General features: G+C 74.8%; 10 protein-coding genes. 3 read left to right on the top strand and 7 right to left on the bottom strand.

Annotation, left to right across the window (positions count from 1 at the left end):
* Positions 1–119: 119 nt before the first annotated feature.
* From LPC08_RS26185 to LPC08_RS07110, 3 genes are all read right to left on the bottom strand, one after another.
* Positions 120–1,979, bottom strand: coding sequence for an AI-2E family transporter (locus LPC08_RS26185; protein ID WP_304622070.1), 1,860 nt, complete (start codon positions 1,977–1,979; stop codon positions 120–122).
* Positions 1,980–2,124: 145 nt separating this feature from the next.
* Positions 2,125–2,697, bottom strand: a complete 573-nt coding sequence (locus tag LPC08_RS07105; protein ID WP_230453006.1) for a uracil-DNA glycosylase family protein — start codon at positions 2,695–2,697, stop codon at positions 2,125–2,127.
* Positions 2,698–2,759: 62 nt separating this feature from the next.
* Complete coding sequence (locus LPC08_RS07110) at positions 2,760–3,467, bottom strand: NAD-dependent deacylase (RefSeq protein WP_230452009.1); 708 nt, start codon at positions 3,465–3,467, stop codon at positions 2,760–2,762.
* A gap of 223 nt (positions 3,468–3,690) precedes the next feature.
* Between LPC08_RS07110 and LPC08_RS26190 the strand changes: the two genes are divergently transcribed.
* Positions 3,691–5,739 carry a glycosyltransferase family 2 protein gene (locus LPC08_RS26190; protein ID WP_304622071.1) on the top strand — a complete coding sequence of 683 codons (2,049 nt, stop codon included), beginning with the start codon at positions 3,691–3,693 and terminating at the stop codon, positions 5,737–5,739.
* Between the two features lie 36 nt (positions 5,740–5,775).
* Here the strand turns inward: LPC08_RS26190 and LPC08_RS07125 are convergent, their stop codons facing one another.
* The 4 genes from LPC08_RS07125 to LPC08_RS07140 all read right to left on the bottom strand — a co-directional run bounded on the left by LPC08_RS07125 (position 5,776) and on the right by LPC08_RS07140 (position 8,059).
* Positions 5,776–6,342: a copper chaperone PCu(A)C gene (locus LPC08_RS07125; protein WP_230452010.1), complete on the bottom strand. Its 567-nt coding sequence runs from the start codon at positions 6,340–6,342 to the stop codon at positions 5,776–5,778.
* A gap of 56 nt (positions 6,343–6,398) precedes the next feature.
* Complete coding sequence (locus LPC08_RS07130) at positions 6,399–6,839, bottom strand: DUF2946 family protein (RefSeq protein WP_230452011.1); 441 nt, start codon at positions 6,837–6,839, stop codon at positions 6,399–6,401.
* Between the two features lie 65 nt (positions 6,840–6,904).
* Positions 6,905–7,441 (bottom strand): RNA 2',3'-cyclic phosphodiesterase, encoded by a 537-nt coding sequence (thpR, locus tag LPC08_RS07135; RefSeq protein ID WP_230452012.1) that lies wholly within the window; start codon positions 7,439–7,441, stop codon positions 6,905–6,907.
* A 3-nt stretch (positions 7,442–7,444) separates the two neighbouring features.
* Positions 7,445–8,059, bottom strand: coding sequence for an arylesterase (locus LPC08_RS07140; protein ID WP_230452013.1), 615 nt, complete (start codon positions 8,057–8,059; stop codon positions 7,445–7,447).
* Positions 8,060–8,216: 157 nt separating this feature from the next.
* On the opposite strand from LPC08_RS07140, the gene LPC08_RS07145 reads away from it, so the two are divergent.
* Together LPC08_RS07145 and LPC08_RS07150 are read left to right on the top strand one after the other, a co-directional pair.
* Positions 8,217–8,921 (top strand): ABC transporter ATP-binding protein, encoded by a 705-nt coding sequence (locus LPC08_RS07145; RefSeq protein ID WP_230452014.1) that lies wholly within the window; start codon positions 8,217–8,219, stop codon positions 8,919–8,921.
* Positions 8,918–11,509: an ABC transporter permease gene (locus LPC08_RS07150; RefSeq protein WP_230452015.1), complete on the top strand. Its 2,592-nt coding sequence runs from the start codon at positions 8,918–8,920 to the stop codon at positions 11,507–11,509. The genes LPC08_RS07145 and LPC08_RS07150 overlap by 4 nt, the downstream gene beginning before the upstream one ends.
* The last annotated feature ends 424 nt before the right edge of the window (positions 11,510–11,933 follow it).

Consider the following 11,933-nt stretch of genomic DNA (forward strand, 5'->3'; position numbering starts at 1 on the left):
GCAGGGGAGGGTCCGGGACGGGGATCGACGCACGGCGTCGATGCCGAAGGCCGGCGTCCCCTCCCGGTCCGACGATGGAACACCACAGCACGACGGTTCAAGACATCCCGCCATCCGTATCAGGCGGCCGGTTCCTCCGGTGCCCGGCTGCGCTCGCGCTCGGATTGCAGGGCCAGGGCCTGGGCCAGCCCGGCCATCTCGCGCAGCGTGCTGACCACCGTCTCGTTCTGGCCCTCGGCGCGCAGCGCCTGCAGCATCGGGCTGTCGGCATCCGTGTGCCAAAGCGCGATGATCACCGTGGCATCCGGCAACTGCCGCCGGATGCGTCGCAGGAAGTAGCGGATGCTGGCGGCGCTGTTGCCCTCCTCCAGCACGCAGAGGCAGCACAGCCGCACGGTTGTCGGATCCAGCCGTTCCAGATGCGCGCCCAGCACGGCATTCGGCTCTGCGCGCGCGCCGAAGCCGTGGCGCTGCAGCACCTGCGCCGCCATGCCGGCGCCCAGGTCGTCGAAGCGGCTGCGCCCGGCGACGCAGACCACCGCATCCTCCCGCCGCCAGCCCGGCGGCAGCTCCCCCGTCAGGGCGGCCGGACGCGCGACGGCCGGCAGCGGCAGGTCGCGATGCGCCAGATCATCCAGCAAGGTCTCGATCTGCTGGTGCATCGCCTCCAGCCGCTCGCCCTCCAGCGCCTCCCGCGTCATGTCCGCCTGGGCCAGGACCAGCCCCCGCAGTGCCACCTCGTCGTAGTAGGTGGCCAGGGGCGTGTCGCGCAGCCGGCGCTTCGCCTGCTCCACCAGCCCGTCGGCATCGCCTTCGAGCGCGCGCTGGTAGAAGGTTTCTTCCGGCCGCAGCGGCGGCCGGTCGCCGAGCATGACGTCGAGGAACTCCAGCCGGTCGACATGCCGCCCCAGCACGACGAGGCAGACGGTGAGCGGTGTCGCCAGCAGCAGCCCGATCGGGCCCCACATGAAGGTCCAGAAGGTCGCGGAGAGGATCACCGAGATCGGCGAGAGCCCGGTGCTCTGGCTGTAGAGCAGGGGCTCGACCAGCTGGCTCATCAGCAGCCCGCAGACCGCGTAGAGCGCCAGCACCTGCAGGGCCAGGCTCCAGCCGGGGTCCACCGCCAGGGCCAGCAGCAGCATGGGCGCCAGGGCGATCGGGTTGCCCAGGAAGGGCACGAAGCGCATCAGCCCGGCCAGGATCCCCCAGAGCGGCGGGTTGGGTAGCCCGATCGCCCAGAGGCCGAGGGCGATGGCGATGCCGAAGCAGGCATTCACCCCCACCTGGCTGAGGAAGAATCGCGACAGCCGGTAGGCGGCGTCGTTCATCGCCAGCGTGGTGCGCGGCAGGTCGCGGCTGCCGGCCAGGCGGACCAGCCGGTCGCGCAGGTTCTCGCGGTAGAGCAGGACGAAGACGGTAAAGACGATCACCACGCCGGTCGTCGCCAGGGGCCCCAGCAGGGGGGTGACGATGCTGCCCAGCAGGCCCAGCGCGCTGGTGTCGGGGCCGGTGCCCTCGATCACCGTGGCCGGGCGCCGGGCGGGGCGCTCCGCCTCCTCCCCGCCGCGGTTCAGCGCCTGGCCGAGGTCGCGCAGCGTGGCATTGGCACGCTCCAGCATCTGCCCGCCCATGCGCACCGAATCCAGCTTCGCGCGCATGGTGGCCTGGTAGGCCGGAAGGTTCTCCGCCAGCAGCCCCACCTGCCGGCCGACCGCAGCGCCGATGCCGAGGATGATGGCGAAGGCCAGCAGCACGGCGATCAGCACCGCCGGGGCGCCGGGCAGACGGAGGCTGCGGAACAGCCGGACCAGCGGCGCCAGGACGAAGGCCAGCAGGACCGCCAGCACCAGGGGGACGAAGAGATCGCGGCCGAAGTAGATGGCCGCCACCACGATCGCCCCGTTGACCAGGGTGCCGGAGGCGGGGGCCACGAGGGCGGAGGTCGTCAGGGCCGGCCGCCGGGGGTCGAAAGGGGCCATGAGGCGTTCGCTGTCTCTCCCGGGCAGGGGGCCGGCCGGTCGGCGCCGCGATTCGCGCGGCAGGAGGCAAACACCGCGCGGCGCGGCGGGTTTGGCGCGCGGGCGGGCGCGGCAATGTCGTGGGTCGCGCCGGCCGGGGGAAGGCTTACCGGAGCAGCCGCGACACGTCCCGCCGCAGGGCCGGGATCACCTCCGCCTCGAACCAGGGGTTCCGCTTCGCCCAGGCGAGGGTGCGCCAGGAGGGGTGGGGCAGGGGGAAGTGCGCCGGCTGCACGTCGGCATGGCGCCGCACCCGCTCCGCCAGTGGCGGGCCCTTTGCCCCCAGCACCCGGCGGATGGCGTAGGAGCCGACCAGCAGCCGCAGCCGCACCCCTGTCAGCAGCGGCACGATCCGGGGGTGCCAGAGCGGCGCGCATTCCGGGCGCGGCGGCGCGTCGCCTCCGCGCGGCAGCCGGCCCGGGTAGCACAGGCCGGTGGGCAGGATGGCGAAGCAGGCCGGGTCGTAGAAGGTGTCCCGGTCCACGCCGAGCCAGTCGCGCAGCCGCTCGCCCGAGGCGTCGTCGAAGGGGATGCCCGAGAGGTGCGCCTTGGTCCCCGGCGCCTGGGACGTGATCAGGATCCGGGCGCGTGGGTCGAGCTGCATGATCGGCCGTGGCCCCAGCGGCAGCACCGGGGCGCAGAGGGTGCAGGCCCGCGCCGCTGCCTCCGCCTCCGCCAGCCCGGCCGCGGGGACGGGCGCCGGCGCGGCGGCCGCGCCGGGCGGCCGATGGGCGGCGGCCGTCACGGCAGCCGGCCCAGCATCTCGCGGACGAAGGCCGGTACCAGCACGGTGGCCGGGCCGTGCCGCGTCTCGTGAAAGCCGGCGGCGCCGGCGCTGGGCTCCAGGTTCAGCTCCAGCGTGCGCGCGTGGCGGCGCGCCTGCGCCACGAAGCCCGCCGCCGGGTACACGTTGCCCGAGGTGCCGATGGAGACGAAGATGTCGCAGCGGGCGAGCGCCGCCTCGATCGCCTCCATGTGCATGGGCATCTCGCCGAACCAGACGATGTCGGGCCGCATGCCGCCCGCCTGGCCGCAGGCGGGGCAGGGCGTGACGGTGGAGAGGTCCTCCTCCCAGGAGGACACGGCGCCGCAGCGCAGGCAGCGCGCCTTGCGCAGCTCGCCATGCATGTGCACCAGCCGCTTCGTGCCGGCCCGGTCGTGCAGGTCGTCCACGTTCTGCGTCACCAGCAGCAGCTCGCCCGGCCAGCGCGCGTCCAGCTCCGCCAGGGCGAGGTGGGCGGCATTCGGCTGCACCTCCCGAAGCTGCGCGCGGCGGGCGTTGTAGAAGCCCTGGACCTTCCCCGGATCGCGGGCGAAGGCCTCCGGCGTCGCGACCTCCTCCAGCGGCACCGTCGCCCAGATCCCGCCCCGGTCGCGGAAGGTGTGCAGCCCGGATTCCTGGCTGATCCCGGCGCCGGTGAGGAGGAGGATGGCAGGCGAGGAGGACATGTGCCGGATGGGCCATGGCCCGTGCGGGGCGGTCAATCCCACCCGGCCCTCACGCCCTTGTGGGCGGTGCCCTGTTACCGGCTGCCCTAGATATCCGCGGGGGCTCTGCTACAGGGACGGCCCCAGGTTACAGGACGAGCATGCAGCGGCCCCAGGGTTTTGGGCGAGACGAGGCTGCGGCCCCGGACGACGGATGGTATGGCGTGGCGGGCGGAGGCCAGGCGTGATCCGTTCTCCTCGCGTGTTGTGCCAGGTTCCGGTGAAGCCCGGCTGGCGTGGCGCCTGGAGCCGCCTGTCCGGCCGCGTGGCGGGGCTCGGGCCCCGGGACATGCTGGTCCTGTCCTTTCTCGACGCACGGGGCTGTCCGGCGCATGGCCCGCTCCACCTGCCATCCCCGGCGACGGGCGAGGCGAGGGAGGGAGAGAGGTTCGACCTGATCGCCTTCCTGCCCGCCGGGGCCGCGACGGCACAGCTCGCCGTCATCTCCGAGACCGACCGGGCGCAGGAGACGGAGCCGCTTTCCCTGCGCAGGATCGGCGCCGCGACGGCGTCGGCGCGGCTGCTGGCGCAGGTGCCCCGCCCGGTGCTGCTGCGGCGCCTGGTCGGGGCGATGCGCCAGCCGCGCCAGTTCGGCGCGGCACTGCGCGGGCTGCTGGCCGAGACCGCCTACCGCCTGCAACTGCCGCGCTACGGCTACGGCACCTGGATCACCGCCTACGAGGCCTGGCCGGCGCAGGGCCGACCCGATCCCGCGGCGCCGTCCATCGCCTATCTCGTCCTCGCGCAGGAGCCGGCCTCCGCCGCGCTGGAGGCCACGCGGTCCAGCCTGGCGGCCCAGGGGGACGCCACGTGGGAGGTCGTGACCGGCCACCCCTCCGCGGAGGTCCTGCGGCAGGCGGTCGAGAGGCTGCCGGGCGAGGTCGTCGGACTGCTCCAGGCAGGGGAAGTGCTTCCCCCCTACGCGACCCGGGTGGCCGGCGGTGCCCTGGCCGCGCTTGGCCTGCCCGAGATCGCGCTGACCGACGAGGATACGCTGACCGCCCGGGGCGAGCGCACGGAGCCCCGGTTCCGGCCCTCGCCCGGCGAGGCGCTGATGCTGTCGGGCACGCTCTCCCGCGGCCTCTGGCTCGTGCGGCGGGAGGTGCTGCTGCGGCACCTGGGCACGCCCGGGGCGGCGGCCGGCTGGGCGGAGGCACTGCGGCTCGACCTCTGGCTGGCCCGCCACGCGGCCGGGGCGCGTTCCTTCAGCGCCCGCATTCCGCATGTGCTGACGCACCGCCGCCAGGATGCGGAGGCGGCGCCGCCGGAAATCCTGGCGGCGGTGGCCGGGCGCCGGCTGGACAATGCCGCCCCCGCCGTGGTGCCGCTGCCGACCTTCCCCCTGACCTTCCGGCTGAGGGGCGAGGAGCCGCCGCCGCGGGTGACGGCGATCGTGCCCTCGACCCTGCGGCAGCCGCACTCCCTGGCCTGCCTACGCGCCATCCTGGACGGGACGGACTATCCGGCGCTCGACCTGCATGTGGTGGTGATGCAGCCGGGGCCGCTGGACGCGGTCCAGCGCGCCGCGGCCGACGCGCTCTCGGCCGATCCCCGCGCCACGGTCGCCTGGCTGCAGGCGCCGCGCTTCAACTTCTCCACCGCCAACAACCATGCCGCCGCGCATACCGCCGGTGAGCATATCCTGCTGCTGAACGACGACGTCTCGCCCATCCGCGCCGACTGGCTGCGCTGGATGGCCGCCTGGCTGGCCGACCCGGCCACCGGCATGGTGGGCGCGCGGCTGCTCTACCCCGATGGCAGCCTGCAACATGGCGGCGTGCTGATGGGCCCGGGCGGGGTGTGCGAACATGCCAACCGGCACCTGCCCGGCGCCGCGCCCGGCTACCTGTCGCGCGCGGTGCTGGCGCAGGACTTCTCCGCCGTCACCGCCGCCTGCATGCTAGTCCGCCGAACGCTGTACGAGCGCCTCGGCGGGCTCGACGAAGCCTATCCCAGCGCCTTCAACGACGTGGACCTCGCCTTGCGGGTGCGGGAGGCGGGATACGCGGTGGTCTATGCACCCCAGGCGGAACTGCATCACCACGAGCTGCAGACCTACGGCTCGCACTATGCCGGGGAGCGCGCGGCCTTCCAGGCGGCGGAGGTCGCACGGCTGCGGCAGCGCTGGGCCGCGGTGATCGCCGCGGACCCGTTCCACAACCCGAACCTCAGCCTGTTGCCCGGGTCCGAATGGGATCTCGCCTTCCCGCCGCGGCACCTGGCCGGGGGGTAGGGGCGGTCGGCCCGGCTACGCCGGGCCGTGCCCCCCTCAGTGCCGGTGCGCCGGCTCCGACCCGCCGCGCGGGGCGTCCACCGAAAGCTCCACCGTCACCTCCCCCGCCCGGGCGAAGCGCAGGGTCAGCGGCACCCGGTCGCCCACCCGGAAGGGGCGGTCGATGGCCAGCAGCATCAGGTGCAGCCCGCCGGGTGCCAGCGCGACCTCCTGGCCGGGCGGCAGGTCCACCGCCTCGACCGGGCGCATCCGCATCACGCCGTTCTCCTCGCGGGTGACATGGATCTGCACCTCGCGGGCGGCGGGGCTGCTGGCGCCGACAAGCCGGTCGGCCTCGCTGCCGCCGTTGCGCAGGGTCAGGTAGCCGGCGCCGGTACCGCCCTGTGCCGCGGGGCGTGACCAGGGATGGCCGATGCTGACCTCGCCCGCCTTGTAGCTGTGGGCCAGCAACGGGGCGGGAAGGGTGAGGGCCGCAAGCAGGGCCAGGACAGGGCGTCGCGCCAAAGGCGCGCGGAGATGGGAGGCCAAGGGCGCGCGGAGATGGGACGCCAAGGGCGAGCGGGGGGAGGGCGCCACGGGCGCGTGGCGGAAGGAAATGGTCATGCGAAAGGATCCTGACGGTTGAGGGGGCGCGCCGCCGGATGGCGGCACGCATCGGTTCAACCGGGGATCGGGGGGCCGCGCGCGCCATGCGGCGGCCCGCGCACCGGAGGGCGCAACGCCGGGGCGGTGGGCACGCTGCCGGCCTCGGCCAGCAACACCCAGCGCGGTGCGGGCGGCACCGGCCCGTCCGGCAAGGCCAGCTGCGGCAGGGCGTGGCAGGCGGGGCAGAAGCCATGCGGCCCGGCATGGCCATGGTCCGCAGGGTCCTGGGTCTGTCCGTCGGGCAGGAGCCAGCGCATGCCCTCCGGGGTGCAGATCTCCATGGCCGCCCCGGCCTGGAAACCTGCGTCCGCCCCGGCCTGGAAACCTGCGTCCGCCCCGGCCTGGAATGCCGCGTTCGCGCCAGCCTGGAGCGGGCGCAGGCAATGCGCCGCCGCCAACCCCGTTTGCAGGGCCAGCAGCGCCGCAAGCAGCCAGGAAAGGCGCCGACGAGCCATCGCCGCCCTATACCCGATCGCCCGGCGCAGACCAGCAGGCGCGGAGCGGCGGACGGAGGAGGGGGTCAGGCCAGGTCGTACTCCACCTCGGGCACGTAGACCGGGCTCTCCTTGGTCAGCCGCGAGGAGAAGAGGGTGAACTGCTCCACCCGGATCGTCGGCGCGCGGAAGAGGTTGTGCGCCTGCACCCAGGCGACGAGCTTCGCCGGGTCGGCCCGGTCCGTGCGGGCCAGGGTGACGTGCGGAGCGAAGCGCTTCCGCTCCGGTTCCAGCCCGATGCGCTGCAAGGCGGTCTCCACCTTGGCCTGCAGGTGGGACAGGGCGTCGGTCCGCTCGACCCCCACCCAGAGCGACTGGATCTTTCCCGCCTTCTCGAAGGTCCCGACGCCGCGCAGCGACAGGTCGAAGGGGCGGGCGCGGATGGCGGCCAGGGCCTCGTCCACCTCGTCCGCCTTCCAGTTCTGCACCTCGCCGATGAAGCGCAGGGTCAGGTGGTAGTTCCCGGGCGGCACCCATCGCGCGCCCTGGATGCCGCCGGTGAGCAGGGCGAGCTGCTCGCGTAGCTCCTCCGGCAGGGACAGCGCCACGAACAGACGCAGCATCGCTCAGCCCCCCCTGCGCGCTGCTGCCACCTTGTCGAGCAGCGCCTCCACGGAGGGAAGCATCCGCTGCACGATCACCCCCACGCCCTGCGGGTTGGGGTGGATGCGGTCGGGCTGGTTCAGCGCCTCCTCCCCCGCGACGCCGTCGAGGAGGAAGGGGTAGAAGACCGCCTCCGGATGTTCCTGCGCCAGGCGCTGGAACACGGCGCCGAACTCCCGCCCGTAATCGGCCCCCAGGTTCGGCGGCGCCAGCATGCCGGCCAGCAGGGTGGGGACGTTGCGCTCCTTCAGCGTGTCCAGGATGGCGGCCAGGTTCGCGTAGGTGTCGCGCGGCTCGACCACGCGCAGGCCGTCATTGCCGCCCAGCGCCACGATCACCGCATCCGGCTTCTCGGCCAGGGACCAGTCCAGCCGGGCGCGTCCGCCGGCCGTGGTATCGCCCGAGACCCCGGCATCGATGACGCGCACCGGCCGGCTGCGCTCGCGCAGCGCCGCCTCCAGCCGCGCCGGCAGCCCCTCGTTGCGGGCGAGGCCATAGGCGGCGGTGATCGAATCGCCCAGCATCAGCAGGGCGGGCGGGCCGCCGGACGCGCCCCCCGCGGCCGATGGCTGGGCCATGGCCCGACCCAGCGGCGCCACGCCCGGCGCTGCCGGCCCCAGCGTCACCAGACACAGTGCGAAACCGACCAGCCCCCTGTGCAGCGCAATACGCCGGGCCAATCTTCGGGCGATGCCGGATGCCATGATGCCCTCCTCGCCCCCAGCCGCATCGCCCGTGGGCGACCGCCTCATCGAGGCATGCGGCCTGACCTTCAGGGTGGGGGCCGGTTCCGGAGAGGTCAACATCCTCAAGGGCGTGGACCTCGACGTTCGCACGGGGGAGGCGATCGGCATCGTCGGCCCCTCGGGCTCCGGCAAGACATCGCTGCTGATGCTGCTGGCCGGGCTGGAGCGCGCCTCGGGGGGCTCGCTCACCCTGGCGGGCGCCGACCTCTCGGCGCTGGACGAGGATTCGCTGGCCGGGCTGCGCCGCGAGCGGATCGGCATCGTCTTCCAGGCCTTCCACCTCATCCCGACCATGACGGCGCGGGAGAACGTCGCCGTGCCGCTGGAGTTCGCCGGCCGCGCCGACGCCTTCGCGCGGGCGGAGGAGGCGCTGACCCAGGTCGGCCTCTCCCACCGGCTGGACCACTACCCGGGCCAGCTCTCGGGCGGCGAGCAGCAGCGCGTGGCGCTCGCCCGCGCCTTCGCCGCCGGGCCGTCGCTGCTTCTGGCCGACGAGCCCACCGGCAATCTCGACCGCAAGACCGGCGAGGCGGTGATGGACCTGCTCTTCGGCCTGCGGGAGCGCTTCGGCACCACCCTGATCCTGATCACCCACGACCCGGCGCTCGCCGCCCGCTGCGAGCGCCAGGTGCGCATCGAGGATGGCCGGATCGTCTCCGACAGCGCGCTGTCCGCGGTGGCCGACGCGGCATGAGCGCCAGCGGAGCCACCGCCGGCCGCCTGGCCGGCACGGCGAGCGGGGCCGCCCCGGCCGGCCCCGCCTCCTCCCTCGCCATGGGCTGGGCCTTCGCGCGGCGCGAGCTGCGCGGCGGGGTGAAGGGGCTGCGCATCGTCCTGGCCTGCCTGGCCCTGGGCGTGGCGGCCATTGCCGCCGTGGGGACGCTGCGCGCCGCCACCGAGGCCGGGCTGGCCGCGGATGGCGCCCGCATCCTGGGCGGCGACCTGGAGGTGCAGATGTCCTACCGCCCGCTGCCGGATTCGGCGCGGGCCTGGATCGCCGGCCGCGGCGCCGCCCTGTCCGAGGTGGTGGAGATGCGCGCCATGGCCGTCGCGCCCTCCGGCGAGCGCACCCTGGTCGAGCTGAAGGCGGTGGACGGCGCCTATCCGCTCTATGGCGACCTGGTGCTGGACCCGCCCGGCCCGCTCGGCGCGCAGCCCGATCCGCAGGGCCGCTACCCGCTGGCGCTGGAGCCCATCGTGGCGGAACGGCTGAACCTGACCCCGGGCCAGGAGGTCCGGTTGGGCGAGGGGCGCTTCGTCTATCGCGGCCAGGTCACGGGCGAGCCGGACAAGGTGGCGCGCCCCACCATCCTCGGCCCGCGCGCCATGGTGCCGCTGGCCGCGGTGCCGGGGACGCAGCTGATCCAGCCGGGCTCCCTGGTGCAGTACCAGTACCGCCTGCGCCTGCCGCCCGGCACCGACCCCGCCGCCTTCTCCGCCGAGCTGCGTGCCCAGCCCTTCGCGGACCATGGCTGGCGGCTGCGCTCCTCGGCCGAGGGGTCGCCCGGGGTGAACCGCTTCCTGGACCGCGCCGCCTCCTTCCTGACGCTCGCCGGGCTCACCGCGCTGCTGGTCGGCGGCATCGGCGTGGCGACGGGCGTGCGCGCCTGGCTGGACAGGCGGGCCAGGACCATCGCCACCCTCCGCTGCCTCGGGGCGCCGGGGGCGACCATCTTCGCGACCTACCTGATCCAGGTGCTGGTCCTGGCCGTGGCGGGCACCCTCCTCGGCCTCGTCGCGGGCGTCGGGCTGACCTGGCTGGGGGCGCAGGCCCTGGCGGGCACCCTGCCGGTGCCGCCGCGCCTCGGCTTCTACCCGGCGCCGCTGGCGCTGGCGGCGCTCTATGGGCTGCTGACGGCGGTGGCCTTCTCCCTCTGGCCGCTGGGCCGGGCGCTGGAGATCCCCGGCGCCGCGCTGTTCCGCGACGCGGTGCAGCCGGCCGGCGCCAGGCCGCGCGCGGCGCTGCTGGGGGCGACCGGCGCCGCCGTCGGGCTGCTGGTGGCGCTGGTGGTCGGCACGGCCGAGCAGCCGCTCTTCGCGCTGTGGTTCTGCCTCGGCGCCATCGCGACCCTCGGCCTGTTCCGCATGGGTGCCTGGGGGCTACAGGCGGTGGCGCGGCGGTTGCGCGGCGTGCGGCATCCCGCGCTGCGGCTGGGGCTGGCCAACCTGCACCGGCCCGGCGCGCCGACCGCGCTGATGCTGGTGTCGCTGGGCATCGGCCTCACCACCCTCGCCGCCATCGCGCTGATCGAGGGCAACATCCGCCGCCAGATCGGCGACCAGATGCCGGCCGCGGCGCCCAGCTTCTTCTTCATCGACATCCAGAACGACCAGGCGGCGCGCTTCGATTCGCTGACCCGCGGCTTGCCGGGGGTGACGGAGGTGGCGCGCGTGCCCTCCCTGCGCGCCCGCATCGTCGCGGTGAACGGCGTGCCGGCCGAGCAGGTGCAGAGCAGCGAGGAGGCCGCCTGGGCCCTGCGCGGCGACCGCGGGCTGACCTATGCCGCCACCCCGCCGGAGGGCACGCGGATCGTCCAGGGCGAGTGGTGGCCCACGGACTACCGCGGCCCGCCGCTGGTCTCGATCGACGACCGGCTGGCACGCGGCTGGAAGGCGGGGCCGGGCTCCACCATCACCGTCAACGTGCTGGGCCGCGACGTGGAGCTGCGCGTCGCCTCCACCCGCGACATCGAGTGGCGGGGCCTGGGCCTGAACTTCGCCCTGATCGCCTCGCCCGGGCTGCTGGAGGCGGCGCCGCACACGCACATCGCCACGGTCCGCTCCGACGCCGCGCGCGAGGGGGCGGTGCTGCGCGCGGTCGGCGACGCCTTCCCCAACGTCTCCGGCATCCGCGTGCGCGATGCCATCGAGGCGGTGGCCGAGCTGCTCTCCCGCATCGGCGCCGCGCTGACCGCCACCGCCGGGCTGACCCTGCTGGCGGGCGTGCTGGTGCTGGCCGGCGCCGTGGCGGCGGGGCAGGGGCGGCGCATCCGCGACGCGGTGGTGCTCAAGACCGTCGGCGCGACCCGTGCCCAGATCCGCGCCGCCTGGCTGGTGGAGTTCGGCCTGCTCGGCGCCACGGCGGGGATCATCGCGGCAGCGGCGGGGACACTGGCCTCCTGGGGGGTGACGCGCTTCGTGATGCGGGCCGACTGGGTCTTCCTGCCGGGCACGCTGGCGCTCACCGTCCTGGGCTGCACCCTTCTGACCATGGCGATGGGCTGGGTGGGCACGGCGCTGGCCCTGCGGGCCCGGCCGGCACCGTACCTGCGCAACGAGTAGCGGCAGGTCCCCGCCGTCCCGACAGGGCGGGGCGGGGCGCGCTGGCGGGATGTCGCGACCTTTTGCGCTGGGCGCCCTGGCGTGGGACCGGGAGGGGACGCCGTCCCCTCCCAGGCCCTCCCCTGCCGGGGCCACAAGCGGGCCCCGGACCCCGCTGGGGGTCTGGTGCTTCGTGGCCGCCGTCAGCCTGCGGGCTGAACCCTGACGGAGCTCGGACAGGCGGGACTCCAGAAGAAATCCAGAAAGCGTCAGCGCGAGCGGAGGCCGTACCCGCCGAGGAGCGTGGCTCCTCGGCGCCTCGACCCCGTCGCAGTCATCCGCGCGGCAGCGCTGATCGGGTCCAGGGCCCCCAAGGGGGATCAGCGGGGCCTGGCGGAGTGGGGGTATCGGGGGCGAGGCGGAGCCTTGCCCCCGGGCCATGGGC

Source organism: Roseomonas sp. OT10 (genome assembly GCF_020991085.1).
GTDB lineage: Bacteria > Pseudomonadota > Alphaproteobacteria > Acetobacterales > Acetobacteraceae > Roseomonas > Roseomonas cutis.

Coding starts and splice junctions, on each gene's coding strand:
- LPC08_RS07140 (WP_230452013.1), bottom strand. CDS start 8,059: ATGGCCCAGCCATCGGCCGCGGGGGGCGCGTCCGGCGGCCCGCCCGCC.
- LPC08_RS26185 (WP_304622070.1), bottom strand. CDS start 1,979: ATGGCCCCTTTCGACCCCCGGCGGCCGGCCCTGACGACCTCCGCCCTC.
- thpR (WP_230452012.1), bottom strand. CDS start 7,441: ATGCTGCGTCTGTTCGTGGCGCTGTCCCTGCCGGAGGAGCTACGCGAG.
- LPC08_RS07130 (WP_230452011.1), bottom strand. CDS start 6,839: ATGGCTCGTCGGCGCCTTTCCTGGCTGCTTGCGGCGCTGCTGGCCCTG.
- LPC08_RS07150 (WP_230452015.1), top strand. CDS start 8,918: ATGAGCGCCAGCGGAGCCACCGCCGGCCGCCTGGCCGGCACGGCGAGC.
- LPC08_RS07110 (WP_230452009.1), bottom strand. CDS start 3,467: ATGTCCTCCTCGCCTGCCATCCTCCTCCTCACCGGCGCCGGGATCAGC.
- LPC08_RS07125 (WP_230452010.1), bottom strand. CDS start 6,342: ATGACCATTTCCTTCCGCCACGCGCCCGTGGCGCCCTCCCCCCGCTCG.